The following is a 26,122-nucleotide window of genomic DNA, read 5'->3' as shown; positions in this document are numbered from 1 at the left end:
GACGCGGCTCCCTTCAGTTTAGTCTATGACACTCGATGAGCTAACCAGGGAGGCGCTCCGCCCAGTGCTAAGCTGAGCCATAATCAGCCTGGCAGCACTTCTGGCGCTGGCAAAGCACGCCTCCGCCTTTTCCCCTTCCGGGCCAACCCAATCGCCAGCGATATACAGACTGGGAAGTCCTGGAACCGCGGAAGCAGGACGCCCGCCTACTCCACCAAGCCTGGCCTGGACAATGGCATTGGAGGCAATCATATGCGGCAAGAAGGACTCTTCGATGACTTCCGCGCGCCAGCCAGGCTGCAAGAGATCCATCAGCGCTTCCAGCTCTTGCCGGCTCGCCACTGGCTCCGCCGTCTCATCCGGGCGCAGATATTTCATGAGATGGATCAGAGCGCTCCCCTCTGGCGCAAGGTGCGCCGAGGCGGAATGCACTGAATAGTAGAGTGGGCGATCCAGGCACAGGGTAGTGAGGTTCTCAGCATTGGGAAGGCGGCGCAAAGCGATATCTAAGCAGGCCACGCGGGCCGGAATCGCTTGTGCAGCCCAACGGCTTAATGCTTCGTGTGTGCCATCAAAAACCAGATCGCAAGCCGTCGCTGGATCAGTGGCAAGCAATACAGCACTGGCTTCGTAGCGCGAACCATCCGCCAGGCGCACGTGGTATCTTTCTCCAGCCACTTCAACCGCCTTGACGCTGACCTGCGTGATGAGGTGTGCCCCCGCCTCCTGTGCTTTTTGTTGGAGGCCATCCACAAGGGTTTGCCAGCCCTCATCCAGATAGACCACCTGCCTGCTCAGCAGCGAAAGGGCCAGACCGGCGGAGAGCAGATCGGACGCAGTGGTATAGGTTGAGATGCGGGCTCGGGCGAGAAGAAACTGACGAGCCTGCGGATGCTTTACCTCTTCTTCGAGCCATCCCTGCAGACTTTTCCCCTGGAGCGCTTGCGTATTCAGGTGTTTCAGGCCAGCAAACAAGCGCATCAATTCTTCTTTGGCCGCAAGCGGTAAGAAAGGCATCTCTAATAGGGATGTTCCTCCAGGCGCCAGGGAATGGACCTTCCCATCCACAAGTGCGGAAACTCCCAAGGGCTGTGGCAGCAAGCCACGATAGGAGACGCCAAGTTCGTTAAGCACGCGTTCGCCTGCTCCTCCCAGACGGAAGGCATGCGCTCCCTGATTGAAAAAGAAACCGTTGCGTTGACGGGTTCTGGCGCGTCCGCCAAGGGTACTGGCCTTCTCAAAAAGCATCACGGCATAACCGGCTTGCGCAAGATAGGCGGCAGCGGAGAGGCCCGAGAGGCCGCCGCCAACAATAATCACTGGAAGTTGAGTATATTTATGGGTCTTCATCACTATGTCCATTTCTATTGAGTGTTGACTTACTTTGCAGCTGCATATTTTATTGAGCCATATTGAGGGCAGCGGAGAAGCATCGCTTCCACCCTCCAGGAAAGCCATGCGTTCTCTCGCTTCACCCCCTTACACATGAGTCGAAACAGGTAGCTTGTTTGTGACAGTTGAAAAGTTGACCTCTCTCCACTATTGTGCCAACCAGCTCAGCAGCGTGCGAGACACTAGCTCCGGCGCATCATGCTGGATAAAATGGCCAGCATTCGGCTCGGTTACCAGGGTATAGCTCTGCGCAACCAACTGCCAGGTGTCATTGAGAGTCTCTGGGAGCAAAACGGTATCTTACAAACCATGAAACTGTAAGACTGGCGCTTTGACCTTCACCACCGGTGAGCTGTCTTCTTCGTAAGGCTCACGAGGGTAATTCATTTTATAGTAGTTGAGCATGCCCTCGATGCTGGAACGCTCAATCGCTTCTCTATAGCGGGCTCGCGTGCCTTCATCCCCGACCCAGCGGGTCAAGCTCTCAGGAGTGATTTTTAGATGAGCATCCTCCTGCTGGAAGTTACGAGCATACTGGCTATTGCGCCGTTGTTCCTGGTTCCGTGCCAGTTCACGCCGCATATTACGCATATGAGGGAGATTCAAAATCACCAGCTTCTCAGTGGCTTCGGGATGCTGAATCGCCACCTGCCAGGCCACTGCCCCACCCCAATCATGCCCAAGCACAATCGCACTCTGCTTGCCACAGGCCTGGATCACTGCCAGCACATCCCTAACCAGATACGGCATGGCGTAATGTTCACGGGCCTTTGGCTTATCGCTAAGGTTATAGCCGCGCTGGTCCAAGGCCACCACCCGGTAGTGTGGAGCCAGAGCCACCATCTGATAACGCCACGAGTACCAGAAATCGGGAAAACCATGGATCATCACCAGCAGGGGGCCATTTCCTAAACTGACATAGTGGATTTTCACCCCGTCATTATCGGCATAATCATGCTGCACATGCTGCTCAAGATTCTCGACTGTCACTTTTTCAGTTGATTGTTCCATAGACATATGAACCTTTCTTGCGGCAAATGGTCAGACTACTGATACACCGGGACTTCTTCTGTAGGCGCAAAGTCTGGCAGTCCTTCAAAAGACAAGGAAAAGTCGGGGATGGCCTCATCGAATACCTGCTCAATGCTCCCGGGATAGTCCTGACAAAAGGCTGTCAATAGCTTTTGCTCGTCAGAAGCTTCAGCAAAGGCAAGTAGATTGGCAAGCATGCGCGCATTGATCACTTCGCGCGGTGAGATGAGCAGTCCGTTCATCATAAGGTACCTGGGCAAGTACGCTTGCTCCGCCAGGCCTTTTTGGTACAGTTCCCGATCATGTAGCATGCCATTTTTAAGGTACAGGTCAAGGTACAATTGGATCAGCCTGACGCTCCGTATAGGCGAGGGGCCGGTATAGGTAACTCCAGGCGAATTGAGATCAGAGATGCTACTAAGCCACCAGGCCGGAGCAATGGTTTCCTGCATGCGCTGAAGTACGTACCGTTCAAAGCCGGGCTGAATATGGCCTTGCTGCTCATACAAGCAGCGCTCAAGGGTCTCGGCCTCAATCGCAGCTACGCTCATGCCTTGTCCATAAATGGGATCAAAATTGCAGAAGGCATCTCCCATGACCAGCAGGCCACCGGGCCAATCCTCCATCTGCTCAAAGTGATGACGCACACACATCGGGATACGATAGCCGCGCGGATCGCCCAGCGGCTGAGCGCCTTGCAACAGTTTGGGGAGGTACGACCCAAGGCTATCGGCGAGTCGTTGCTCAAACGCCGTAGCATCAGTAGGAGGATAATGGCCGCCGATGTTGCCAATGATCACGGCGCAGGTGTCGTCCTCAATGCGCTGATAGGCGACTCCATCGCTCTGAGCGAAGAATTTGAACAAGGCACTCCACTCGGGATATGTGCCAGTCGCGAACTTGTAATAGCGCGTGCTATAGCCAATTGCGGAATGTACCTGCTCATCCTCGGGCAGATGATAGCCCAGTTCCTGGAGCCAGTGGGTAAGCTTGGAGGAGCGTCCACTGGCATCAATGATTAAATCAGCCCGTACGCTTGTCTGCTCGGCGAGTTGTCCGTGCTCACGCAGTTGGATTCCGGTGATGTGCTTCCGATCAGCTGACGGGATGAGGCCTATCACGTCCTTACGAGCCAGAAAACGTACTCCCGCTTGGGCCTGCACGCGCCTCCGTATTTCCCATTCCAGCATGGCCCGGCTACAAGTTGCCTCCTTGCCCATCATGCTTGGAGCGCTGAGTGTGGTGCGTCCATCCTTGGCAATCAGAAGACTGTTGGTATGCTCCATTGGGAAGGCTCCCTGTTCAAGCAAGCTATCAAGAAAGCCCGGAAACAGGCGCTCAAGAATCATCTTGCCGCGGGGCAGCAAGCGATGGAGATGGTGTGACTGAGGCACGCCAGCACGCGGCCGGGGCTCTGCTGGCAGTGCGTCCCGTTCGATAATCAGCACCTGCTCATAATACTGCGTTAGTACTCGCGCTGCCAGCAAGCCAGCTATGCTCGCACCGATTATTACTGCCTGCTGTTGTTTTTCGTGCTTCCCTGCTGTTTCATCCTGCATATCTCTATGCACCTTTCTTACTCTTTTTCGGCGACCAACATGATCACTGCTATGGCGACATGTGTTATAATTATCGACAGTCGTCTCTTTTAAGGGTACGAGCCAGAAGCTGATAAGTCAATCAGCAAAAGGCTCGCTTATGTCGACTAAACAATACTGGGAGGTAGGCATGTCGAAAAACGTCGCAAATTCGTCGGAAGATCGCAGAGTCAGGCGGACGCGTAAACTTCTCTGGGAGGCGCTGCTGAAGCTGTTGCAAGAGCGCTCGCTGGAGAACATCAGCGTAACCGATATCTGTGAGGAAGCTCTGCTTAACCGTACCACCTTTTATAAACACTTCGAGAATAAATATGAGCTATTTACCTATGGCATGAAATACGATCAGGAGCTCTTCGAGAAAAAGCTGCTACGTGCAGCAACTTCAGAGGAGGGAGAACAATTATCCAGGCAAATACTTGAAACGATGGCTGAGCATCGGCATTACTATAAATTGCTTCTGATAGGCAAAGAAGAGAAACAGCTTTCCACCTTGCTGCGCCGTCAGATTGCTGAACAAATGGAGCTAAAGCTGGAGCAGACCCAGAGAGAAGGGCGGCGTTTCAACAATCCTTTGCCTGTTATCGCGCAATTTTATGCTGGCGCGCTTCTTGCCCTGGCAACCTGGTGGCTTGAGAATGAGACTCCCATTTCAGCCGAAGAGCTTGCGCACCACTGGTCTCAATTAAGTCGAGGTAAAGAGCCGTTTGCCTTTGATATGGATTGAACACAAGCGTTATCAGGGGAGAGCATGGCACAAAGCTCCGATCAGGGTAGGCCAGAAGGTAGTTGATCCCTTCGGGGTCTCGACGCAATTTCCCGCTAGATCTCGCCAAGCGGGCAGAAGAAATAACGCTTGACAGGCAGAAACGTCTTGTGATACGATCGCTCCAACTTTTCAAAAAGCAAACAGTAAATATATCGATGAAGCAAGGATGGAATGTTGAGACCCCTTCCAACGAGCATCCGTCGTCAGCATTCTTGCTCATTGTGCGAAGGTGTTAGCGCCGCCTGCGGCGCACAGCGAGGATGAAGAGCAAAGACGCGCTCTCCCGTGTCGTCTCTTTGTGGACACGCACGATCTCTTCTTCTCCAGACAGACTCTTCGTAAACAGGTGTGCAGCGTATCATCGCGCGAGACAGCTCGAACTTGTTTGAAAAGGTTCATGCTACTACTCCATCTGGAAGTAGTAGGATAGACTTTTTTGCAAAGGTAGAGCTTCTCTATGAACAAGTTAGCAAGTCCTACAAACTCGAACACATCTGTAGGACGCACATCTTTCGTGCTTCTTCTGGTTATCGCACTCCTTAACACAATGGGGATGACAATCATTGTCCCTCTTGTTCCGTTTCTCACGTTAGAATACCTGGCTCACGCGACGAATCTCGCAGCCATCGTAGGCTGGCTCACCGCTGCCTATGGTCTCTGCCAGTTGATCGCTGCACCAGGTTTGGGCGTGCTTTCCGACCGTTTTGGACGACGCCCCATTCTCTTCATCTGTCTGCTTGGTTCCGCGATCGGCTATCTCATCTTCGGCCTTGGCGGTGCGCTCTGGCTGCTCTTTCTCGGCCGCATCATCGACGGCCTGACAGGCGGCAACATCAGCATCTTGTTCGGCTATATCGCTGACATCACGAAACCAGAGGATCGCGGCAAGTACTTCGGTATGCTGGGCAGTGCGGCAGGAGTCGGCTCACTCATTGGCCCTGCTCTTGGTGGACTGCTAGCAACTATCAACTACCGCGTCCCCTTTATTGCCGCCGCTGGCCTTCTCCTGCTGACGCTCGTCTGTGGGTACTTCTTGCTTCCAGAGAGTTTGCCCAAAGAGCACCGCATCATCTCCCTTGCCGTGAGCGAACTCAATCCTTTGAAACAACTGGCCTCCGCATTTCGTTGGGCGAACATGCGCTGGCTCTTGCTGGCCTGGTTCTTGTATGCTTTCCCGGTGAGCATGTTGCAGACAACCCTCACGGTCTTGATGAAAGACAGCCTTGGCTTCAATGCCACCCAGGCTGGCCTTGCTGTCACCCTGGTCGGCGCTGTAGACATTCTCGTCCAGGGAGTGCTGGTCGGCTGGCTCCTCGCCAGGCTGAGAAATATCAGGCTCGCACTCATCGCCCTGGCGCTTGTCTGCCTCAGCTACCTTGTGCTTGGTTCCCTCGCGTTTCTTGCCATACCGCTTATCCTGCTTATTGGTATCATCCTCTTCGCAGGTTCGGGCAGCCTGGTTGAAAACGCTTTGCGCGGGCTCATCTCCGAAATGGTTGGACAGCACGAACAGGGTCGTGTGAGTGGAGCAACCCAATCGCTGCAAGCGCTTGGATGGGTTGTCGGGCCACTTGTTGGCGGCTTCGTCTATGCCGCATGGGGACCTTTTCAGGCATATGCCTCAGCTTCGCTCATCACCTTCCTCGCCATTCTCTGCCTCTTGATCGCACTTCCGCTTCTCAAGAGACGGCATGAGCTAGCATCAAGCAGAGAAAGAAGTTAGTATAGCTGGCTTTCACGATTTGTTAACTCCTAAAAAGATATGGAGAATATGATATGAACAGCTTTGAAGGGAAAGTTGCCATCATTACCGGGGAAGTTCAGGCATTGGGCTTGCTGCTGCGCAGCGCTTCGTCTCTGAGGGGGCTTATGTACAAACTTGCGAGATCGCCATATCCGTGTCAACGTTGTTGCTCCTGGCCCGATTAACACAGAAGCAGCTCATCAAAAACGCAATCCCTATGGGGAGACGCGGCCTTCTCTTCAAGGTTGCCTGGCACAAAGCGCTGCTCGGGAGTAAAGAACAAGAGGTGCAAATTGCTGGGGGCCTTGAAGGCGATAGTTCTGATTGGACTGCGTTTCAAAACATGTCTCGCCTCGACCTCAAATCAAATGAGAAGGCTTGGCAAAAAATGTCTATTTGGCTGAAGCAAGTACTACTTATATTTAGGTTTATTTAAAAGCTTTTTGGTTTATATTGTTTTCTAGTATTAGAAACTCTTATATATATTTTCAGCAATATATTTGTTTCAAGCTCAATGAACAATTAGACATAAGATTCTTAAAAACGCTATCAGGATTGACAGTATATATTTGGTTCAGTTATAATTTTATGCACACTTCGCTTTCGCAGAATGGAGTAAAGAGTTGCAAGGATTTGCGGTAAAGCGGCTGATAGCTCCCCTGTTCATTCGCGACTTTTTCTTGCTTTGGATTGGTCAAACCATCTCAGCCATTGGAAACCCCTTTCAAACTGTTGCGGTAACCTGGCTTGTACTCCTCCTCAAAGGCTCTCCCCTGGATTTAGCATATACTATGCTGATCCTTACTATCCCTCAGGCCTTGATGACGCTGGGAGGCGGCGTCCTTATTGATCGCTATAATAGCCGCATCATCATCCTTATTTCTGACCTTACTCGAATGATGACGTCGGGGATCATAGCTCTCCTTGCCATGAATGGCCATTTATCCTTGTGGTTGCTCTTTATGATCCTCATCTTTCATAGTGTTGCTAATGGGATATTCCGTCCTGCAAGAAGGAGTATGGTTCCACAACTGGCGCCCCAAGAAACTCTTGATGGCGCCAACTCACTAATGGAATTAACCTCAAAATTTGGAACGCTTCTTGGTGCAATACCTGCTGGGATTCTGATTGCACATAGTAATCCAGCAATGGCATTTGCCCTCAATTCGCTTTCCTTCGCTCTTTCTGTTCTGGCAACCTTGTTTATTACACCACAACAGTACGCAGCACCAAACAGGAAAACTTCGCTCTTCTCGAATGCCTGGCAAGGTTTTCTGCACTTGAGACTGATTCCGTGGTTGGTGGCACTTTTGTTGCTCGATGCTTGTGCAGCAATCGCTTGTATTGGACCAATAACGATAGGCCTCCCATTGCTTGCGAAAAATGTGCTCCATAATAACGCTCAAGGGTACAGTCTCTTAGTGTGGAGCTTTGGCGTTGGGTCTGCTCTCGGTATCCTTTCTCCGGCTATTTTTCAAATTCGCAGGCATCGAGGCTGGTTCTTCTGTCTTATTCAAATTGCAGAAGCTCCTTTTCTCGCTGGAGTCGTATTTACTCCCTTGCCGCTTGCGATGTTATGCCTTGCAAGTGCAGGTGCTCTCAATGGCATGCTCTCAGTTCTTCTACTTTCACTTATCCAGGCCAATGTTGCCAAAGAGATGATGGGAAGAATGATGAGCTTCTTCATGCTAGCGAGTATGGGGCTTACGCCATTTTCTCTCTTCATCTCAGGATTAATTGCCGATGCCACAACTATTCAAGTCCTTTTTGTGTTTGCAGGCTTAGTAACACTCCTGAGTGCGGTGCTTGGCCTTCTTGTGCCTTCTCTTCATCGTCTGAATTAATAAATCTGCCAGAAAGGTGAAAAACTACGGCCACTGAAATATGCGATTATTCGATTATGAGCTTATCTGCGAGGAATGGCGCGCTCTCAGCCCATTCTACTCTTGTGACAGCCGCATCAAGATCCCTTTGTGCTCCTGGCACCAAAGAGGAGAAGCGCCACAATCTGCTCGGGGAGTTGCTCATCAAGCGGTTGATCTGTGGCATTCGCGCGCACCAGGATTGGTCCAATCGCAGCTTCCACCAGAAAGTGCGCATTCACCTCCTCGGGAAGTTCACCGCGATCTTTGGCGCGTTGAATGAGCGCTTCGGCTCTGTTGAAGCGATCTCGCCAATAGGCCCGGCGCACCTCTTCAAGCTCCGGTTGTGGATAGTGACCTACCACAATCTGGTCAATGACTTTTCCTAAAGGAGTCTGGATGCGCGTGATAATCCCACGAAGCAACTCCAGCAGATCGGTTTGCAGGCTTCCGGTATCTGGCGTGGGCGTCTCGGTGGCGCTGTAGTATTGCAGCGCATCAGCCACGATGGCCGCCTTGGTTCCCCAGCGCCGAAACAAGGTAACTTCGTTGACTCCGGCCACAGAGGCAATATCTTTCGTCGTCATCGCCTCATAGCCGCGCTGACCCAACAGATCAAGGGTGGCCGCAAGCACTGCCGCGCGCACGCCATCCCCGCGTTTCCTGGCGCTTATCCCAGAACGCGGGAATGCTGACTTTTCTCTGCCTGACGGTTCATCTGTTCTTTCTTCCATCCTTATGAGTATATCAGTGGTTCTTTATGAATGCAAGTGCTACTTGCATTCTGGCAAAGTGTCTGTTAGAATTTGAATGCAAGTGACGCTTGCTTTCGTGCAAGGAAGGAAAAACATATGAAGATCATTACGCTGGAAGAGCATTTTGAAATAGCTGAAATCAAAAAAGCGATAGCCAGGTTTCTGCCTGCTTCCCGTGAACATTTCTATCAACCGCCCACAAGGCAACTTGAAGATTTAGGAGCTCATCGTCTGGCAGAAATGGATGCCATGGGCATCGATGTCCAGGTACTCTCTCATACTGCGGCGGGTCTTGCGCAGATCCCGGCGGCTGAGGCGGTCGCGCTGGCACGAGCCATCAATGATCAGCTTGCCGAGACCGTTCGGAACCACCCCGATCGTTTCGTCGGCTTTGCGACCTTGCCCACCCTTGATCCAGAGGCAGCGGCTCGCGAATTAGAGCGCGCGGTCACCGTCCTTGGTTTCAAAGGAGCAATGATTTACGGGCAAACCAATAATAGCTTTTTGGATGATTCTGCGTTTCGCCCCATGCTCGAAACGGCTGCCACGCTTGAGGTTCCCCTCTATGTCCATCCAGCCCCGCCAGCCCGTGCCGTGCAGGATGCCTATTATGCTGGCTTTGATCCTGCCGTCAGCGCAAGCTTTGCAACCTTTGGCTGGGGATGGCACCTGGACACGGGCATTCACGCGCTGCGCATGATCCTGGGTGGGGTTTTCGATCGCTATCCCAGCCTCCAACTTCTGCTCGGCCACTGGGGAGAAATGATTCCCTTTTACCTGGCTCGCTTTGCCGAGGCGCTGACTCCTGTCGCCCGCCAGTTGCAGCGACCTGTGGCGGACTACTTCCTTCAGCAGATGTATGTTACTCCCAGCGGGATGTTTACGCTTCCCCCTTTCCTGCTGACCATGCAGGTACTGGGAGCTGAGCGCATTCTCTATTCAGCCGATTATCCTTTTCAGGATGGAGGGCAAGCGAGAGCATTTCTGGAGCGCGCCCCCATCAGCCCTGCCGATAAAGAAAAAATCGCTCACAGCAATGCGGAAAAGCTTCTCAAACTTTCCCTTTTGTGATCTGAAGGCGCGTTTTACTTGCCGTTGGCCACTAACGATTTGTCTCACAAGGTATATTAAAGAATCTCGGGGGTTCTCAAACTTCTCGTGAGCAGCTAGAATCTGACACAAGGTTTTCTCTGGGCGGGAGACATCGACTCAGGGGAAATCAGACGAAAAGACGTTGTTATCCCAATTCTGAAAGGAAAAGCGATGTCGCATTCTCCATTCAACAAAAATGTTCTTCTCATTGGCGCGTCTCGCGGCCTTGGCTATGCTTTAGCGCAAGAATATCTCAAGGGCGGCTGGCACGTTGTTGCTACGGTGCGAGATTTGCACAACACAAAGTTACATGCTCTGCTTGATGCCTCTGCTGGACGGCTTGAAATCGAGACGCTCGATATCACCGTGCCTGAGCAGATTACTGGATTGCATGAGCGTCTCGTAGCTAGAAGATTTGACCTGTTATTCATCAATGCTGGTGTGACCCATCAACCTGAAGTAACCGTGGGAGAAGTGTCAACAGAAGAATTTGTGCGTGTGATGGTCACCAATGCTTTGAGCCCTCTGCGCGTGGTCGAGACCTTGCAAGATCTTGTCCTTCCGACAGGGACCATCGCAGTCATGTCCTCGGGACAAGGCAGCGTTGCCAATAATGTCAAAGGAGGCTATGAAGTGTACCGAGGGAGCAAGGCAGCCTTGAATACATTCATGCGTAGCTTTGCAGCCCGTCACACTGATGATCCACGCACGCTTGTGCTCATGGCTCCAGGCTGGGTCCGTACCGAGTTGGGTGGCTCCCAGGCACCTTTAAGCATCGAGGAAAGCATCCCTAATGTCGTCAAAACCATCGATGCCCAGAGTGGCAAGCCTGGTCTGCACTACCTTGATTACCTTGGCCGTACTGTACCCTGGTAAGGACCCAATGCCTAACGCTCCCTCCATCAATGCCAGTGTCTCCACGCCCACTTCCATCGCCCCCAGGCGTTGAAGAAAAACAGGCACAATAATCCAAAGCCCATCATCAGAATGCCGTTACAACTGGGAAGCAAGAGTAAATGCTGTAGTCATTTGCTTTGGCTGCAGAGGTGGCGGCGGTCTCTGCGAGGCTGTCGCCAGCGTCGATTCTTGATAAGATTGCGTGCTTTGCATAAAAAAAATCTTTGTCTTTCTTTTCGATCATTTCTTACCCAATAAATGCTTTGGCAAAGCGTTGGATATCCGTGAGCCCATCTTCTTTCATGAACGTGAGTTGGAGCTCTTGCACTCCTGCCGCCTCGTATGCCGCAATCAGCTCCCGAATGGTATCGAGCGTTCCCACGAGACCTCTCGCATCGCCGCTCCTCATTCGAGCTTGCCACAGTTCAGGAACCTTTGCCATAGCCTGTTCCTCGGTCGAACCGATCGCACAAATCGTTGATACCGTGCGGTGAATGCTCTGATAATCGCGTCCGACCGCCTCGCAATGCTTTTTGAGAACCGCCAATTTATGCGCAATGGTGGCAAAATCGCCCCCAAAGCTACAGGCATTGGCATAGCGTGCCACGAGCTTGAGCGTAACCTTCTCACCGTCGCCAGCTACTAACAACGGGATATGTGGCTTCTGCACCCCTTTGGGGTGATTGATGGCCCCTCGTACCTGGTAATAGTTGCCCTCAAATTGCGCTTCGTCCTGAGTCCACATCGCCAGGATCACCTGGATAGCCTCGCGCAACTGGCGCAGGCGTGTGGGAGCATCGGAATACTCATAGCCATACGCGCGATACTCATCCTCACGCCAGCCGCACCCGATACCAAAATTGAGCCGCCCATGCGAAAGCACATCGACGGTCGAAGCCATTTTTGCCAGCAAAGCAGGGTTGCGATAATTATTGCAGGTCACCAGTTGCCCGATGCGTACCCGTTTGGTATCTCGCGCCAGGGCTGCCGTCGCGGTCCAGGCCTCAAAGATGATGTCTTGTGGCAGAATGGGGCTGGGGTGAAAGTGATCAAAGAGCCAGACCGACTCATAGCCATATTCGTCGGCAGTTTGCGCGATAGCTGTCATTGTTTCATACATCTGGACAGGATCGTTGCTGGTGGTCTGATCCATCGTCCAGTCATGGGGAAGGGTAATACCATATTTCACTTGATTGCCTCTTTCTTTAGAAAATGCTCTTTTGGCGCACGGCAGCAGCCTCTCATTTCAGGCTATTTTTCTTGCGACCTGCACCTTCATCAGATGTGTCAGCTCATGAGAGAAGTGTACGGTCAGGAGGGATGAAATCGCATCATCCCTCCTGACGAGAGGGGGCATGATTTTTTTGCCAAGAGGCAACGCTCACTGGAAGGGCTGGCTGACTTTCGTCTGTTATCCTTCTTTAGCACAGGTGCATCCTGCGTGCAACCTCACGAGCGGCGTGCCGGTTATGCACCTGGAGTTTACGATAGATACTCTGAACCTGTGAACGAACCGTGTTGATAGAAACTGTCAGGGTCTGCGCAATCTCCGCGTTGGAGAGTCCGGCTGCGAGCTTGCGCAGAACGCGCTGTTCCTGGGGAGAAAGAGGCTCAGCCAGTCCCGAAATAGCCGAGGCAGAGGACTGGCTGCTCTGCCTACCTACAAAAGCCTGCAGCAGCATCTGTGTATACGCTCGCAACGGCTCATCACGCAGCACAAGTACAAGATCTTGTAGGAGGGAGCACAAGGGTTGCCCTTCTTCTAAGAAGGTGTGCAGATCGCTCTCGTCATACCCAATCTTCAGGGCCTCCAACAAGGATTGGCGAGCCTCCAACCGCTGCTGACGACCCGCATGTGCCAGGGCCAGAAGCACATAGATCTGCGTCATCTGGCGTTTGCGTCCCGCTGCGTGCATCGCTGGCAACAGCGCATTGAGAAGCGCCAGAGCCTCATCCACAGCTTCTTGTGCGAGGAAGAGACGTGCCTGCAGCAGCACGTGTTGCTCTTTGAAGAGGCGAGCTTGCTTCGCTTGCGTGAGCCCGGGAGGTGCGTACGTTGAGGAGCCAATCCATCCTGTCTGTGGAGCAGGAAGCGCCTGTTGTGCGTCTTCAGGCGAGAGCGTGTCGAGCCAGCGTTGCACTGAAGCGATATCGCCAGCGCGCAAGGCGTAGTGGACGAAGGAAGCGAGCGCCACCCGAAAGAAATAGCTGTGGAGCTCGTGCTGAGACAAGCGTAACTGAGCAAGAAGGGCCGCCAAGCTCTGCATCGCCTGCTCTGCCTCTCCGCGAGCGTAGAAGAGGCGTGCCTGCAGGAGCTCAAGCGGGATCAAAAGCAGACGGTGGAAGGGCTGCAACGACCCCTCTTCTTGATCCTTTATCTGGCTTAAAACGCGCTGCACCAATTGCTCTGCTGCCTCCAGTTCATTGCGTGCATACAAGAGAAAAGCCTGCCCCAGTTGCGCGAGCGTGATATGTGGTCCATCTTCGTGAGGGCGGGCCTGGTGCAATACCTGCTGAAAATAGCGGGTCGCCTGCTGCAGTTCACCCAGTTCCAGGCAAATCATCCCAAGAAAGAGCTGCGCCCCCTTGAGCATGGGCAGATTGTCCATCACTTGCCAGCACCGCTCACTCTCCTGGAGAAGCCGGAAAGCCTCTTGAAAGCGGCCTGCTCGCAGGTCCTCTCCACTTACAACACGCAGGCTCATAGCGCGCCACAAGCCTGCTGTTGCTGGCAAGAACTCAAGCGCCTGAGCAGCCCAGATGGTCGCGTGGTCCTGGGCCTGGTGGCTGGAGATGAAAACGGCGCGAAACGCGAAGAGCTCGCCGAGCGCGCTGCGATCGTTCTGCGCTCGCCATCCCTCTTCTGCGCGGTGCAAGTACGCTTCGATCCGGGTCAGACTGTGCTGATCAATCTCGAAGGAAGGATGGCGAAAGGCCAGAGCAAGCGCTGCACTGAAGCAGAGGCGAGGACGCGACCAAACAAGCTCCTGTGGCATCAGCTCCAACCAGCGCTGGAGCTGATGATACTCCTGAAACGCTAACACATCCATCTGTTGCACAATCTGCTCGATCAGAAGAGCCGCCTGTTCAAAAGCTTCTGCCTTGAGCGCTGTGTCGATGGCCTCAGCGAGCAGAGCATGGTGCTGAAACCACGAACTGGCCGCGTGTAAAGTCGTCAGCAGCACCTCTTCTCCCAGGCGTCGGCGCGCCTCGTGTTGCATCGCTTCGGCGAAGAGGGATTGATAGCGATACCACTCGCCAGAGGCGTCGAGCGCTTCAACAAAGAGGTTGGCACGCTCCATCTCTTCCAAAAAGCGCAAGCTTTTCGGTTGTCCGGTCACGACAGCGCATAGCGAGGCGCTCAAGCGAGGGAGAAAGCTGGTGCACAGCAAAAAATGTTGCAGAGGCTCTGGTTGAGCTTCAAGCACTTCCGCCACGAAATACTCGCGAACTGGGCGATGTGCGCCGCGAAAGGTGTTCAACAGGTGCTCTATCTCTGCTGAGGTGATGTTTGTGTGCAAGGAAAGGGAGAATAGGCGGAGGCCAGCAGGCCAGCCCTCCAGGTGCATGTTGAGTTCCTCCAGCACATCCGGAGAGGGCGAGCAAGCGGAGGTTAGCTGAAAGAAGCGTGCCACCTCGTCAGGCGCAAAGCGCATATCTCTGGCCTGGAGAGCATGAAGCTCCCCACTGGCCCGGAGGCGGGCCAGGGTCAGAGGAAGGTCAGCACGGGTGAGCAAGACAAGATGCAGCGATTCCGGCAGGTGGGAGATGAAAAAGCTGAGCATTTCGTGGATTTCAGGTTTAGTAATAATGTGATAATCGTCAAGAATGAGCAAACCCGTCACGCCCTGTTGTGCGATGGAGTAGCAAAAGGAGAGTATGATCTCTGTGAGCGAAGGATGTGGCAAGAAGAGTTGTGTGGGGGGAAGAAGTTGGGTCAGTGCTTCGTGTGCAGCATGGGCGGCCCATATCTGGCAGGCAGTGAAGATCATACGCCAGAAAGGCAACAGATCATTATCTTCGGCAACAAGCGAAACCCATCCAGATCTCTCAAGGTTGCGGGCGGCCAACCAGGAGGCCAACAGCGTCGTTTTGCCGAAGCCAGCGGGAGCAGAGACCAACAGTAATTTGGATGTGTGCCAGGTATCAAGCTGCGTAAAGAGGTGAGTACGCTCAATCAGTCCTGGAAGAAGGCGTGGAGGATGCAAGCGAGCCTTCTGCAAGGGAGAAAGCTGTAGAGATGGCGGTGCAACAGCGTTGCTCATCTGCAGTTTTCCCTCAACAACCAACGAGGAAGGGGGATTCTGTAAGCGCCTGGCAACGTCCTCTAAGTGTGCAAGCGATAGGTCGCAGGGGCGGCCAAGATAGCGCTTGACGGTTCGTCGTTGCCATGAGCGATAGGCATACCAGTAGGCCTGATCGGGATGAATAAGCTCTTTCCGCACTGTGCAACGTCCGCCCGACCGACTGACAAAAGCAAATGAAGGAATAGCATCAAGCCAGGTAAACCAAGCCGCACTGTCAATGACAAGAGCACAGCGAACTGTGCGGTCTGCGCCGAAGAGTTCGTAGCCCTGTGCTTGCGAGGACCAGCGCAAGAGATAGGGTGCGCGTCTTGGCATCAATCCTTCCTCAAAACCATGGGTATTACCTACGAAGGAAGTATATCATAGCGTGCCGATGTAGGTAATACCTACAGATGCACGTGCACTATCGCCACTTCATACTTCACACTCCTCGTAATTGTCAATGCCCTGACCGCGCTGGTGATGATAAGAGGGACAGCCACTCCCTTTCCGTCACGAAGGTTCCCTCAACAACTCTTGAATGATTAAGATGAAGATTCTGCTTATTTTACCTCTTTTTCCTATATCCTATTTTACACGTATCTCGGCGTTGGGTCGTAAGTGTCGAAAACGCTCAGATGAATGAAGAGGAGGCAGCGCGTCCTCGAACTGAGAATACGCTAACCTCCTCTTAAATACTACAAGAACCAGATCTAGTTAAACAGGTAAGGACGTTCAACTTGCAGCAATGCCCATTCCAGCCTGCTCACCTCTGGACCGTTATAGCGCTGCTTGATCTCTCTAGCCAGACTCAACACTTCACAGACATGCACTGAAGAATGCAGCTTGCTCAGGCTGGTTAACACGTTCTCAGCCGTGCTGGCCGCAATAGGCCAATACCCCTGGTTGGCATAGATCCGCGCCTGCAATAGATCACTAAAGGCCTGTTTATAGAGACTTGCCTTGGTTACCGGCATCTGTTTCTGGCGCAGCTGGACCACCCTATCTAAAAGCTCCTGCGCTTGTTGGGGAGAACGCAAACTCGCTACCGGAGATGCAATATGCGCCGCAGCTCTGTCCAACAGGTAACGCTCCTCGCTAAACGCAACAAAGAACATAAAATCCTCTTCCTGCTGAGGCTGGCCTACTAGCTTATAGGCCTTATCCAGACCGTGCAAGGCCATCGCCAGTTCCGCCGGCGTTCTGGCAACGCGAGCTTCTACCTCGCCGCTCAGGGCAAGAATCTTTCCCTCAAGCTGCGGCGAAAAATGCTCTCTGACTTTTTTCAGCCGCTCACTGTCGCTAAAAGCCTCCGGCCATTTGCCCAGATCGTTCAGAAAAGCTTCGCGGCGGTAGAGGGCAATACTATACAGATCGTTACAGCCTTTTTCCGCCGCCAGCCGGGCCGCGCTCGTCAGGTATTTCTGGGCGGCGGCATAGCACTGTTGTTCGTTAGCTATATCTCCCAACAAAATTTGATAGCTGCAGAGAAGACGGATATAAGACGGTCTTTGCGCTGAGCTGGCATAGAAGGCACAATCTTGCAATTTCTCCACGCGCGCCTTCGTATCCCGCACCAGTTGGATGGTCGGAACCGTATCCCCATGCAGCCAGTAATGTTGGAGCGTGGCCTGATACTCTTCGCGATCAAGCTGGCTCGTAGGTTCTGCAACGGCTAGAGAGGAATGTGCTTCAACAGGCGGTAAGGTTTCCAGGCTCACCAGAGCCATAAGCTCTACAGGGACATTGAGGAGTTGGGCCAGCACCCAACGCCGTTTGGGGTCTTTAGGAAAGAAGCTATCGTTGATCTCCATGCGCTGTATGTGCCTTCCTGTCACCGGCTCCTCACCAGCTACTTTCCCATACAGCTCACCCACATACTCGGCTGAAAAATCGTTGAGTTTGCGCGTAAAGCGTATGAGAGCGCCATAAGTGAGCCCACTTTCGCCGACAATAATCGGGCCATACTCGCCTATATATAGCTTGTGTTTTTGCATTTGCAACATCACCAACCCTCCACAATATCAACCATCAATTATGCATTTAAGTATAGAGATTATTACGAATTTTGTCTATAATCCTCGCAATATTGTAACGACATTTTTTATCAATTAGCACAAGAAAAATGTCGTTCTTACAATCTTCTATACCTTATCCTCATAATTAGGTTGCACGTCCTCTACATTTTCGGTTTCTTTTGTCTGTTACCCTCAACTGAACGCAAGATGTATAGAGACGAGTGGCCTCACCCTGAGTATGCCATTACTTTACATAATAACGCAAGAACTCGTAGAGCAAGGGAGAGTAACCTATGGAATATAGACAGAGCCAGTTAGTCGGTCAGGCAAGCCAGAAAAATTGCGGACAGACGGCTACGCAATTAAATTCCTTTCACAGCTATTTCATTGCCCACCACCTTAGCTACGTTGCAGTCGCCCGCGCAGCCCATGTCCCCTGCATAACAGTCTGGAGCATTGATCATGGGATGGCCGTGAGCGATGCGCATGCGTCCCGCGTGAGGCTAGCCCTCCTACAGCTCACGGGCACGCCCTATCTGGGTCCAATTCCTACATTTTGCCTTATGCAGCAAGGTAGGTAAGGCATGGGCAGGCAAGAAAACAAGCCAAACATAAGTGAGCCAGAGGAGCGCATTCTTACCTACGTTACAGATCATGAGCTCAAGGCCTTCGTAATCTGCCTTGAGGTTGGCCAATGGATGCTCGACGCGATTCACGAGGCCGAGATAGAGCAGGAATGCGCCGAACTGCGCGTACAGTTTGCCGGACTTCTCCAGCGCAGCGAAGAGCTGCTCAAACTGCCTACCGCTCAAGCAAACGAGGAGAGAGAGTTTGAGCTCTCCTTTGCCGAGCTACCTTGTCTCTACACAGCCTTTAAGGCCTACGAGATCGTCATCCGTCGCAGCAAAATTCTGCCCCTGACGCGTTATCACCTGCCCTTTGTTGAAGTGGTTGCCGCCTTGCGCAGCTTCGATCAGCGCGCAGTCGAAAAAGCTCGCATACCCGGCGTACAACCGAAAAATCAGCAGCGAAACAGGAGAGCGACCAGCCAGAAGCTAACAAGCATTAAAGAGAGCGCGAAACGCCAGCAGAGACGATCCAGGCCGCACGGAAATAATGGAAAGCTCAAGCCAGGCTGAACAGCTGGCAGGATGTACACGGAGCAAGCAAGACCCATTGTCTCTGTTTACGGTACAATGAATGATGGTAGCAAGAAATGGGTATGCAATCTCTTTTTCTGCGCTATCTTGCTAGAGCTTCGATCGAGAAAGAGAGTTGGCTAATCCTCTGTGATGAGAATATCTTCAGATTTGATAAAGGAATGGAAGAGAGAGAGGGCCTGCTCTCTTCCATTCCTTTTTCTGCAAAACAAGGGTTGGAAAGATGTTTAGATGGTCGTGGCAAAAACCTTGTGATACAGGTAAGTCCGACACAACAATTGAAAGCCAACGGCTTCATAAACGAAACGCGAGGAAGTAAACTCCGTACTCTTCTCCTCGTCGCCGGGATGAGCTCCTATCACCTGTGTCGCCTGCATTCCCCGTTCGCGTAAGCGCTGTAACCCGCCAAGCATCAGCGCCGTTGCCAATCCGCGACGACGAAATTGTTGGCGCGTTCCCACCGGTTCAAACAAGCCCACACGATTCACAGGGTCCATCCAGCAAATGCAGCCCGCTGCTGGCGTGCCATCAGGGGCTATGATCATTAGATCGAGTTGAGGATCGTATTGAGGCATCTGCATCACTGCCAATTGTCGCAAGATTCCTTCCTCATAGGTATATCTCCCCCTTGGGGAGAAAGCATCACGTTGAAGCGCTGCTCGCATCTCTGCCTCAGCCTCTCCAGCAACCGGGCGAAGCGTGAATCCTGTGGGCAAAACGGGGGCAGGCACAGGCTCGATCAGCGGTCGGCGATAGCAATGATAGTACATTTCCTGGCGCTCATAGCCTTCACGTTCAAGAAAACTCACCATCCCCAGATCGTCGCCTGTGGCCAAACCCCAGATTTGTTCCCATATCTCATACTGGTTCTCGCCAGTCTTTCCAGCGCGCTCTTTTACGCGCTGCACTGCCCACTGGCGGACCATACGATAGCGCTCATACGTACGGAAGTTGGGATGAAGCAAGCAGACGATCTCATCCCCAGCAACGATCCCCAGAGCAATCGCCTCACCATTTTCGTGATACCAGAAATGCCAGTTCTGCTGATCATCAAGCGAACCATCTCGGCACCACCATTGCAGGTCGCCAATGTGCGGGTAATCGTTCTGTGGGTCCAGTGCTCGACATATAGTAACAAATTTCATGGCTTCTACAAGCGCTGGTCCGCCAGAACGCGCAAGCTTCGGAGCTGTGTTCATGTGTCTGTCTCCTTATTTTTCTCATTGCTGTGATATTGAATGCTTCCTGTACCTGCTCGGCGGGATTTCTGCCGGTCAGGGGTTGCCGCTATTGCCATCAATACATCGTTTCACCTGCTTTCATGGGGATAACAAGCGCGCAGATAGATACCACCTCATTGCGGTAACATCGGCAAAAGTAGGGAAGAAGCAAACTACATCAAGCCAGGTGAGCAAGCAAAGAGATGGTATGCTACCCAGCGACAAGGAGAGAAAGAAACGAGAGGGAGAAAAGCGTGCCCAACAAACCGTACCCAGTTGATATCTCAACTGAGGTCATGAGGAAGAATGGCACCCGTATCTCGCCACATAAGCCAATCTTGTGCCGGGGCTTATGCGGCAGAGGTGCTTGTTTTGCGGTTACAGTTCCGATGGATCATCCATCCAGGGGGAGGCATTTCCCCCCTCAAGTAGACTGTGTTCATGGCAATACAGTACCATACGTTGGGGAAAACGTCAAATAGGATATACACGTATTGACCGACACAACCATTCCACGCGTTGGGACAAGAGAACAGATCTGGAGGAAGTGGATGGTAGGCGATAACAGGCCCTTGATACTAAAAAGAGGCAAAGCTTACGAGGCTCCGGCAAAGAGAAAACCCACTCAGTCTTACATCCGTACCCAGGGCAAGCAAGGCTCATTGTCTCTTATTAGGGTACAATGAACGAGAGCACCAAGAAATGGCTCTGGCTTTCTATTCCCGGCCATAGGTTGGCATGGAGCCGGCCGGGAGCATTATAAGCTTGATAGAAATGTGGGAATTCAGGAGGAGATAAAGGTGGCAATTGATCAAGGACATGAGAAGCTTAATCCAGGTGAGCCGATATCGCTTCAGGAGTATTTTGAGCTTGAGCAGCCCACGGGATGCGCAACGAGGGTACCGAAAGAAGATCGCCCGGAAAGAGAAAAGAATTTCCTTCGAGCAAGGCCAGGATCTTTAGGAGTCGGGCTTGTTCCTTGCATCTGCCCCTCGTTCTGCTTTCTTTTTTCAGGAAACTTGACAATGGGAGCAAGACGCGCTATATTATCTACAGTTAAAGTTAGCTGTAGATAATAAGGAGATGTACATATGCCCCTCCCCCTTGATGCACATTGGCGATCTGGCTGAACGCACCAACACAACCCCACAGACTATTCGCTACTACGAGCAACTTGGCTTGTTGGGTCCGGTGCAACGAGAAGGTCGCAAATATCGCCAATATAGCGAAGAGGCGGTTGCTCGTCTGGAAAAAATCGCCATGCTGAAACAACTCGGTCTTTCTCTGGAACAGATCCGCGATGTCATTGATCTGTACTTTGAAGACGCGACTGGCATCAGAGGGAAACGCAAAGTGGTCGAGATGCTCAAGAAACAACGTCGGGAAACCCAGGAGAAAATCGGATCATTGCAGCAATTCCTGCATGAACTTGATCAGAACATTGCACGCCTTGAAGGTCTCATCCGTGCAATTGAGGCTCAGGAGGACGACGAGAGCAGTCAGTAGTTTTTTTTCTTTGAAATATACAGTTAACTTTAACTTTATATAAGCACCATGCCAATCAGGTGTAGAAGCGTCTGAGACCCTGCACCTGATTGGCATGGTGTACCAGGAGATAGCTTGCTCTAACGCAGAAGGGATACCATACATGAAAGAACTCCTTCAAAACAACGTGTTTTCTGAACGATGCTTCATTGATGGAAAGTGGGTACCGGCAGACAGCGGGGCCACCTTTCCTGTTGTGAACCCTGCCACCCAAGAGGTGATAGGAAGCATCCCACGCATGGATACGGCTGAAACACAGGCCGCCATCCGGGCAGCTTCTGCTGCCTTTCCCACCTGGAGCAAGAAGACTGCCCAGGAGCGCAGCGATGTGCTGCTTCGCTGGTACCACCTCATGATGGAGAGCCGTGAAGAACTTGCCCATTTCCTTACATGCGAACATGGCAAGCCGCTCGCCGAAGCCAGAGCTGAGATTGCCTACGCCGCCTCCTTCCTGCGCTTTTATGCGGAAGAGGCCAGACGGGTCTATGGCGAAACCATTCCCGCTCATCGCACAGATACCCGCATCATGGTTCTCAAGCAGCCGATTGGAGTTGTGGCTGCCATTACTCCCTGGAACTTTCCCTCAGCTATGATCACGCGCAAGGCCGCACCTGCTTTGGCGGCGGGCTGTACCATGGTGCTCAAGCCCGCAGAGCAAACGCCGTTTTCAGCACTCGCCATTGCCGCACTCGCCGAACAGGCCGGTCTTCCGGCTGGTGTGCTCAACATTTTGACAGGCGATCCTGTTAAGATTGGCCAGGAACTCTGCTCGAATCCTCTGGTCCGAATGCTTTCCTTCACTGGATCAACAGAGGTCGGGAAATTGCTGACGCAGCAATGCTCCAATACCCTCAAAAAACTGACGCTGGAACTGGGTGGCAATGCCCCGTTCATAGTTTTTGAAGACGCCGACCTTGCTGCTGCTGTTGACGGTGCTATTCTCTCAAAATACCGTCACTCTGGGCAAACCTGCGTGTGCACCAACCGCTTTCTCATCCAGGATTCGATCTATGATGCGTTTGTCGAGCGTTTCGTCGAGCGAGTTGGCAAACTGAGGGTGGGAAATGGATTGGAGGCAGGAGTGGAGATCGGGCCCCTGATTGATGAGCAGGCCATCGCCAAAGTCCAGACCCATGTGGAGGATGCGATCAGCAAGGGAGCCTCCTTGCTCCTGGGAGGCCATCCTCATCGCCTGAGAGGCACGTTTTTCGAACCGACCGTCCTGGGGGACGCTACCCCATCTATGCGCATTGCAACCGAGGAAACGTTTGGTCCAGTGGCAGCCCTGTTCCGCTTTACGACCGAGGAGGAAGCCATCGCGCTTTCCAATGACACGGAGTATGGTTTAGCTGGATACTTTTACAGCAAAGATCTGGCGCGCTCCTGGCGAGTTGCAGAGGCCCTGGAGTGTGGCATGGTCGGCATCAACTCGGGATTTCTCTCCGTCGAAATTGCCCCCTTTGGAGGCGTGAAGCGATCGGGGTTGGGACGAGAAGGATCGCATCACGGAATCGAGGAGTTTCTTAACCTCAAGTACCTCTGTCTTGGCGAGATCGCATGAAGGTGAGCCAGCCGATGTCAGCCCAGGAACCTTTCGCAAACGATCCGGCCCTTTTTTGTTCTTCATAATCTATAGTTAACTTTAACTGTATATTCGACGCACCATCCCCTCAGCTATGGAGGGCTCGGAACAGAGTGGATTTCTTCCCGCTCTCGTTCCCTGTTCTTTCAGGCACAGCTGAGGGATTTAAAAAGCAAGGAAATCCAGATGAAATCGACGACATTCGTGTCTTCTCGTCTTGAAGAGACACGCGAACCAGTACTTGAGAGGAAGCTCATCGGGCTGCTGGCTATTACTGCGGGCATGACCGTCGCGAATTTATATTATAGCCAGCCGTTACTGGCTGATATTGCGCACAGTTTTGCGCTCTCCGCTAGCGAGGCGGGTTTTTGGGGAACGTTGACGCAACTGGGCTATGGCCTTGGGCTCCTGTTGATTGTCCCGCTTGGCGACAGCCTTGAGCGCCGCTTCCTGATGGTTCTCCTTCTGCTGCTGGAAGCAGGAGCGCTGCTTGGGACAGCCTTCGCTTCCAATACCGGCTGGATGAGCATCACCAGTTTCGCCGTTGGTTTTCTCACAGTGGTACCTCAGCTCATTCTTCCTTTTGCCGCCAGCCTGGCACCTGACGAAAAGCGCGCACGTATTGTGGGAACAGTCCTGAGCGGTATCCTCATCGGTATTCTCCTCGCACGAACCGTGAGTGGTTTCCTGGGTGCCGAACTGGGCTGGCGTGCCATGTATGGGATTGCGGCGGGATTGATGCTGGTGCTCGCGCTCATCCTCTGGCGGACCTTGCCCAGGCAACCTGTCCATGGTAGCGCATCGTACCTCCAGTTGCTGGCCTCGCTCTGGAACATTGTACGCACTGAACCAGCATTACGCCCGATCTGCCTGTTCGGGGCGCTGACCTTCGCTGCCTTTAATATGTTCTGGGTCACGTTGGCCTTTTTTCTGAAAACGCCCCCGTACCACTTTGGGAGCGCTGTTGTGGGTCTGTTCGGCATCGTGGGAATCGTGGGAGCCGTTGCTGCTCCCCAGGTTGGAAAGCTGGCAGATCGCACAGGGAAACCGCGTCTCACAATTGGTCTGGGCTTGTTGATTGTCCTGCTTGCCTTTGGGGTGTTCTGGCTCTTCGGGTCTGCGCTGTGGGGGCTGATCGTGGGAGTCATCCTGCTTGATCTGGGCGCGCAAAGCGCCTTGACCTCCTGCCAGGCGATTGTGCAGGGCTTGCGCTCAGAGGCGCGCAGCCGCTTGAATACCATCTTTATGACAACATACTTTCTGGGAGGAGCGGTAGGTTCAACCTTGGGCTCTTATGGATGGGATCTGGGGAAATGGGCTGGCATCTGCATGATCGGCATGGTGTTACTCTTGAGTGCTCTCATTGCATTCCTGCTAACAAGTCGAAGCGCTCATCGCTCGTAGTTGAGAGAGATGGAAGAAATCTATAAAAATATTGATTTCGATGAGCCCCTGGTCGAGGAATAGAGCAACAGAGACGATACGCCAACCAGAGCTCACAATAAGCAAGTTCTGTCGGCGTATCGTCGTCCACGAGGAGATAGAGCGGCTCGCCCTCAGCACGCTTACCTCCTGGCCCGCCTTATTCAGGCCTGTAGCCAGCAACTACAAAGCTAACAATGCCCACAAAGAAGCGCTGTTCCTGCTCGGTTTCCTGCAAAATGGACTTTCTTTCCCCCCTCAAGCAAAGCCCCGGACAGAAATTCCAGGTAGGTTGACACATTTCTGCAGAAGCTACGATAGTAAAGGTGACATCACTAGAAAGGGTCCATCGGGGCATAATATATACGAGATGCAGCAACAAACCGAGCCAGGCAGCGACAGGCAAAAAACCGTGACTGAGCTCTATCATCGTCATGCAGCCTCTATATTTGCATTTCTCTGCCAACGTACTGCCTCACGCGAGGATGCCGAAGATATTCTCTTAGAAGTGTTTACCGCCGGCCTCCAACAGCCACGGCTCTCTCAAATGTCTGCCACGGAGCAGCGTTTATGGCTCTGGCGAGTAGCGCGCAATAAGATGGTCGATGCTTATCGACGTGCCAACCAGAAACGCGCAGCATTCTCACTCGAAGAGATGGGCACCGATGCATGTATCGACGAGGATCAGACGCCAGAAAGTGAGGTCGTTCGCTGGGAAGAGTACGGTCAGCTTCAACACATGCTAAGCGAGCTCTCACCCTTGCAGCAACAGGTGTTACAAATGCGCTTTGTCCAGAATATGCGTAGTGCGGAGATTGCCAGGCACATCGGGAAAAGCGAGGGGGCAGTGCGCACATTGCTTTCGCGCACGCTTAACCTCCTGCGCACAGCTTATAGAAAGGATATCGAAGCATGACGGCTCACAAAGATTTCTTTGATCCTGGCACGGTTGACGAACAAATAGATGAGCTGCTTACCATGCAGGAAACTACCGAACCTATGAGCGAACAGCGCTTTGCCCACGACTTGCAACAGATCCTCGCCAGCAACGAGGAAGATAAGCGCTCGCTCCAACTCGTCTTGAATCGTTTAGCAGAATCTAACGTCCAACAGCAACATCAGCCGTTAACACTACTACCGAAAATACCTTCTCAACGAATGCAGCAGCCTCTCAGTGGCATGCTCAACCTGACAAAATATACGCCGCGTAGTCCCCTGTTGCGCGCACTGAATATCCTGGTTGCCGTCATGGTAGTCGCCGCACTTGTCGGCAGCATATTCATCCTGCTTCGCTCTATCAGCTTGTACAACGCGCAAATAAGCACACAACCACAAGAGATGCAATCGCAGCATCTGGGACAGGTGGTCTATCGCTCAAATGGCTATGACATGGCTCGCGGTCCTCAATGGTCACCCGATGGCAAGCGCATTGCTGCAGCGATTGATAACCAGGTAGTCAAAAGCTGGGATGCTATGAGTGGTAAGAATGTTATCACTTATCCCTCTGGGGGAAAGAGGGATTTATATACGGCCCAAGTTGGTCGCCCGATGGCAAAATGCTGGCAGTCGCCAGCAGCGGTAAGCACATATATCTGTTTGATGCCAAAAGCGCAACTCAGCTTAAGATTCTGCCTGTTCCGAGCGGCCAGCAGACTTTTATCTCGTCTTCCTCCTCAGCACTTACCAGCCCCCAGGGGAGCACAGCCAGGATCTTTATGAGCGCGCTATCAGGGGGGCCAATTTTAGCAACG

The 26,122-nt window shown here is 52.7% G+C and carries 22 protein-coding genes; 12 read left to right on the top strand and 10 right to left on the bottom strand.

Translation table 11 applies throughout. From position 1 onward, the window contains the following. Positions 1-18: 18 nt before the first annotated feature. The 4 genes from EPA93_RS08060 to EPA93_RS08050 all read right to left on the bottom strand — a co-directional run bounded on the left by EPA93_RS08060 (position 19) and on the right by EPA93_RS08050 (position 3,983). Positions 19-1,350, bottom strand: coding sequence for a phytoene desaturase family protein (locus EPA93_RS08060; RefSeq protein WP_165422956.1), 1,332 nt, complete (start codon positions 1,348-1,350; stop codon positions 19-21). A 189-nt stretch (positions 1,351-1,539) separates the two neighbouring features. Continuing rightward, positions 1,540-1,683: a hypothetical protein gene (locus EPA93_RS48260; RefSeq protein WP_165422955.1), complete on the bottom strand. Its 144-nt coding sequence runs from the start codon at positions 1,681-1,683 to the stop codon at positions 1,540-1,542. Positions 1,684-1,692: 9 nt separating this feature from the next. Beyond that, a complete protein-coding gene (locus EPA93_RS08055) occupies positions 1,693-2,403 on the bottom strand; it encodes an alpha/beta fold hydrolase (protein ID WP_165422954.1) in 711 nt (236 codons plus the stop codon). 35 nt (positions 2,404-2,438) lie between these two features. After that, complete coding sequence (locus EPA93_RS08050) at positions 2,439-3,983, bottom strand: FAD-dependent oxidoreductase (protein WP_129886556.1); 1,545 nt, start codon at positions 3,981-3,983, stop codon at positions 2,439-2,441. Positions 3,984-4,152: 169 nt separating this feature from the next. Between EPA93_RS08050 and EPA93_RS08045 the strand changes: the two genes are divergently transcribed. Continuing rightward, positions 4,153-4,746 (top strand): TetR/AcrR family transcriptional regulator, encoded by a 594-nt coding sequence (locus EPA93_RS08045; RefSeq protein ID WP_165422953.1) that lies wholly within the window; start codon positions 4,153-4,155, stop codon positions 4,744-4,746. A gap of 499 nt (positions 4,747-5,245) precedes the next feature. Beyond that, positions 5,246-6,511 (top strand): MFS transporter, encoded by a 1,266-nt coding sequence (locus tag EPA93_RS08040; RefSeq protein WP_129886554.1) that lies wholly within the window; start codon positions 5,246-5,248, stop codon positions 6,509-6,511. 202 nt (positions 6,512-6,713) lie between these two features. Here EPA93_RS08040 and EPA93_RS48255 read toward each other — a convergent pair whose 3' ends face one another. Next, positions 6,714-6,872: a hypothetical protein gene (locus EPA93_RS48255; protein WP_165422952.1), complete on the bottom strand. Its 159-nt coding sequence runs from the start codon at positions 6,870-6,872 to the stop codon at positions 6,714-6,716. Between the two features lie 283 nt (positions 6,873-7,155). Here EPA93_RS48255 and EPA93_RS08035 point away from each other — a divergent pair, with 283 nt between their 5' ends. Then, positions 7,156-8,376: an MFS transporter gene (locus tag EPA93_RS08035; protein WP_129886553.1), complete on the top strand. Its 1,221-nt coding sequence runs from the start codon at positions 7,156-7,158 to the stop codon at positions 8,374-8,376. Between the two features lie 116 nt (positions 8,377-8,492). On the opposite strand, the gene EPA93_RS08030 is transcribed toward EPA93_RS08035, so the two are convergent. After that, entirely contained in the window at positions 8,493-9,128 is a 636-nt protein-coding gene (locus EPA93_RS08030; RefSeq protein ID WP_129886552.1) for a TetR/AcrR family transcriptional regulator, read from the bottom strand. A 117-nt stretch (positions 9,129-9,245) separates the two neighbouring features. Here EPA93_RS08030 and EPA93_RS08025 point away from each other — a divergent pair, with 117 nt between their 5' ends. Together EPA93_RS08025 and EPA93_RS08020 are read left to right on the top strand one after the other, a co-directional pair. Then, positions 9,246-10,220: an amidohydrolase family protein gene (locus EPA93_RS08025; protein WP_207229479.1), complete on the top strand. Its 975-nt coding sequence runs from the start codon at positions 9,246-9,248 to the stop codon at positions 10,218-10,220. A 192-nt stretch (positions 10,221-10,412) separates the two neighbouring features. After that, the gene (locus EPA93_RS08020) at positions 10,413-11,117 is read left to right on the top strand and encodes an SDR family NAD(P)-dependent oxidoreductase (protein ID WP_129886551.1); all 705 of its coding nucleotides are present in this window, start codon (positions 10,413-10,415) and stop codon (positions 11,115-11,117) included. A gap of 268 nt (positions 11,118-11,385) precedes the next feature. Here EPA93_RS08020 and EPA93_RS08015 read toward each other — a convergent pair whose 3' ends face one another. The 3 genes from EPA93_RS08015 to EPA93_RS08005 form a co-directional block, all read right to left on the bottom strand. Then, a complete protein-coding gene (locus tag EPA93_RS08015) occupies positions 11,386-12,327 on the bottom strand; it encodes an LLM class F420-dependent oxidoreductase (protein WP_242527350.1) in 942 nt (313 codons plus the stop codon). Between the two features lie 232 nt (positions 12,328-12,559). Then, on the bottom strand, positions 12,560-15,760 hold the full coding sequence (locus EPA93_RS08010) for a winged helix-turn-helix domain-containing protein (RefSeq protein WP_129886550.1): 3,201 nt from the start codon (positions 15,758-15,760) through the stop codon (positions 12,560-12,562). A 377-nt stretch (positions 15,761-16,137) separates the two neighbouring features. After that, positions 16,138-17,430, bottom strand: coding sequence for a hypothetical protein (locus tag EPA93_RS08005; protein WP_129886549.1), 1,293 nt, complete (start codon positions 17,428-17,430; stop codon positions 16,138-16,140). 305 nt (positions 17,431-17,735) lie between these two features. Between EPA93_RS08005 and EPA93_RS08000 the strand changes: the two genes are divergently transcribed. Both EPA93_RS08000 and EPA93_RS07995 read left to right on the top strand, forming a co-directional pair. After that, a complete protein-coding gene (locus tag EPA93_RS08000; protein ID WP_129886548.1) occupies positions 17,736-18,023 on the top strand; it encodes a hypothetical protein in 288 nt (95 codons plus the stop codon). 3 nt (positions 18,024-18,026) lie between these two features. After that, a complete protein-coding gene (locus EPA93_RS07995) occupies positions 18,027-18,581 on the top strand; it encodes a hypothetical protein (protein WP_129886547.1) in 555 nt (184 codons plus the stop codon). A 248-nt stretch (positions 18,582-18,829) separates the two neighbouring features. On the opposite strand, the gene EPA93_RS07990 is transcribed toward EPA93_RS07995, so the two are convergent. Continuing rightward, positions 18,830-19,801 carry a GNAT family N-acetyltransferase gene (locus tag EPA93_RS07990; protein WP_129886546.1) on the bottom strand — a complete coding sequence of 324 codons (972 nt, stop codon included), beginning with the start codon at positions 19,799-19,801 and terminating at the stop codon, positions 18,830-18,832. A 1,104-nt stretch (positions 19,802-20,905) separates the two neighbouring features. Here EPA93_RS07990 and EPA93_RS07985 point away from each other — a divergent pair. The 5 genes from EPA93_RS07985 (at position 20,906) to EPA93_RS49585 (ending at position 26,090) form a co-directional block, all read left to right on the top strand. Next, positions 20,906-21,328, top strand: a complete 423-nt coding sequence (locus EPA93_RS07985; RefSeq protein WP_242527348.1) for a helix-turn-helix domain-containing protein — start codon at positions 20,906-20,908, stop codon at positions 21,326-21,328. Positions 21,329-21,470: 142 nt separating this feature from the next. After that, positions 21,471-22,928, top strand: a complete 1,458-nt coding sequence (locus tag EPA93_RS07980; protein ID WP_129886545.1) for an NAD-dependent succinate-semialdehyde dehydrogenase — start codon at positions 21,471-21,473, stop codon at positions 22,926-22,928. A 207-nt stretch (positions 22,929-23,135) separates the two neighbouring features. Continuing rightward, complete coding sequence (locus EPA93_RS07975; RefSeq protein ID WP_129886544.1) at positions 23,136-24,353, top strand: MFS transporter; 1,218 nt, start codon at positions 23,136-23,138, stop codon at positions 24,351-24,353. A gap of 40 nt (positions 24,354-24,393) precedes the next feature. Next, positions 24,394-25,287, top strand: a complete 894-nt coding sequence (locus tag EPA93_RS07970; RefSeq protein WP_242527490.1) for an RNA polymerase sigma factor — start codon at positions 24,394-24,396, stop codon at positions 25,285-25,287. Next, a complete protein-coding gene (locus EPA93_RS49585; protein ID WP_242527347.1) occupies positions 25,284-26,090 on the top strand; it encodes a hypothetical protein in 807 nt (268 codons plus the stop codon). Before EPA93_RS07970 ends, EPA93_RS49585 begins: the two co-directional genes overlap by 4 nt. Positions 26,091-26,122: the final 32 nt, after the last annotated feature.

Source organism: Ktedonosporobacter rubrisoli, from assembly GCF_004208415.1.
Lineage (GTDB): Bacteria > Chloroflexota > Ktedonobacteria > Ktedonobacterales > Ktedonobacteraceae > Ktedonosporobacter > Ktedonosporobacter rubrisoli.
This window is presented reverse-complemented; position numbering and strand designations above follow the sequence as displayed.

Bases quoted from the DNA above. Each gene is read 5' to 3' on its own strand.
- EPA93_RS08060 (WP_165422956.1), bottom strand. From the start codon at position 1,350: ATGAAGACCCATAAATATACTCAACTTCCAGTGATTATTGTTGGCGGC.
- EPA93_RS08055 (WP_165422954.1), bottom strand. From the start codon at position 2,403: ATGGAACAATCAACTGAAAAAGTGACAGTCGAGAATCTTGAGCAGCAT.
- EPA93_RS08050 (WP_129886556.1), bottom strand. From the start codon at position 3,983: ATGCAGGATGAAACAGCAGGGAAGCACGAAAAACAACAGCAGGCAGTA.
- EPA93_RS08045 (WP_165422953.1), top strand. From the start codon at position 4,153: ATGTCGAAAAACGTCGCAAATTCGTCGGAAGATCGCAGAGTCAGGCGG.
- EPA93_RS08040 (WP_129886554.1), top strand. From the start codon at position 5,246: ATGAACAAGTTAGCAAGTCCTACAAACTCGAACACATCTGTAGGACGC.
- EPA93_RS08030 (WP_129886552.1), bottom strand. From the start codon at position 9,128: ATGGAAGAAAGAACAGATGAACCGTCAGGCAGAGAAAAGTCAGCATTC.
- EPA93_RS08025 (WP_207229479.1), top strand. From the start codon at position 9,246: ATGAAGATCATTACGCTGGAAGAGCATTTTGAAATAGCTGAAATCAAA.
- EPA93_RS08020 (WP_129886551.1), top strand. From the start codon at position 10,413: ATGTCGCATTCTCCATTCAACAAAAATGTTCTTCTCATTGGCGCGTCT.
- EPA93_RS08010 (WP_129886550.1), bottom strand. From the start codon at position 15,760: ATGCCAAGACGCGCACCCTATCTCTTGCGCTGGTCCTCGCAAGCACAG.
- EPA93_RS08005 (WP_129886549.1), bottom strand. From the start codon at position 17,430: ATGTTGCAAATGCAAAAACACAAGCTATATATAGGCGAGTATGGCCCG.
- EPA93_RS08000 (WP_129886548.1), top strand. From the start codon at position 17,736: ATGGAATATAGACAGAGCCAGTTAGTCGGTCAGGCAAGCCAGAAAAAT.
- EPA93_RS07995 (WP_129886547.1), top strand. From the start codon at position 18,027: ATGGGCAGGCAAGAAAACAAGCCAAACATAAGTGAGCCAGAGGAGCGC.
- EPA93_RS07990 (WP_129886546.1), bottom strand. From the start codon at position 19,801: ATGAACACAGCTCCGAAGCTTGCGCGTTCTGGCGGACCAGCGCTTGTA.
- EPA93_RS07985 (WP_242527348.1), top strand. From the start codon at position 20,906: ATGTACATATGCCCCTCCCCCTTGATGCACATTGGCGATCTGGCTGAA.
- EPA93_RS07980 (WP_129886545.1), top strand. From the start codon at position 21,471: ATGAAAGAACTCCTTCAAAACAACGTGTTTTCTGAACGATGCTTCATT.
- EPA93_RS07975 (WP_129886544.1), top strand. From the start codon at position 23,136: ATGAAATCGACGACATTCGTGTCTTCTCGTCTTGAAGAGACACGCGAA.
- EPA93_RS07970 (WP_242527490.1), top strand. From the start codon at position 24,394: ATGAGCCCCTGGTCGAGGAATAGAGCAACAGAGACGATACGCCAACCA.
- EPA93_RS49585 (WP_242527347.1), top strand. From the start codon at position 25,284: ATGACGGCTCACAAAGATTTCTTTGATCCTGGCACGGTTGACGAACAA.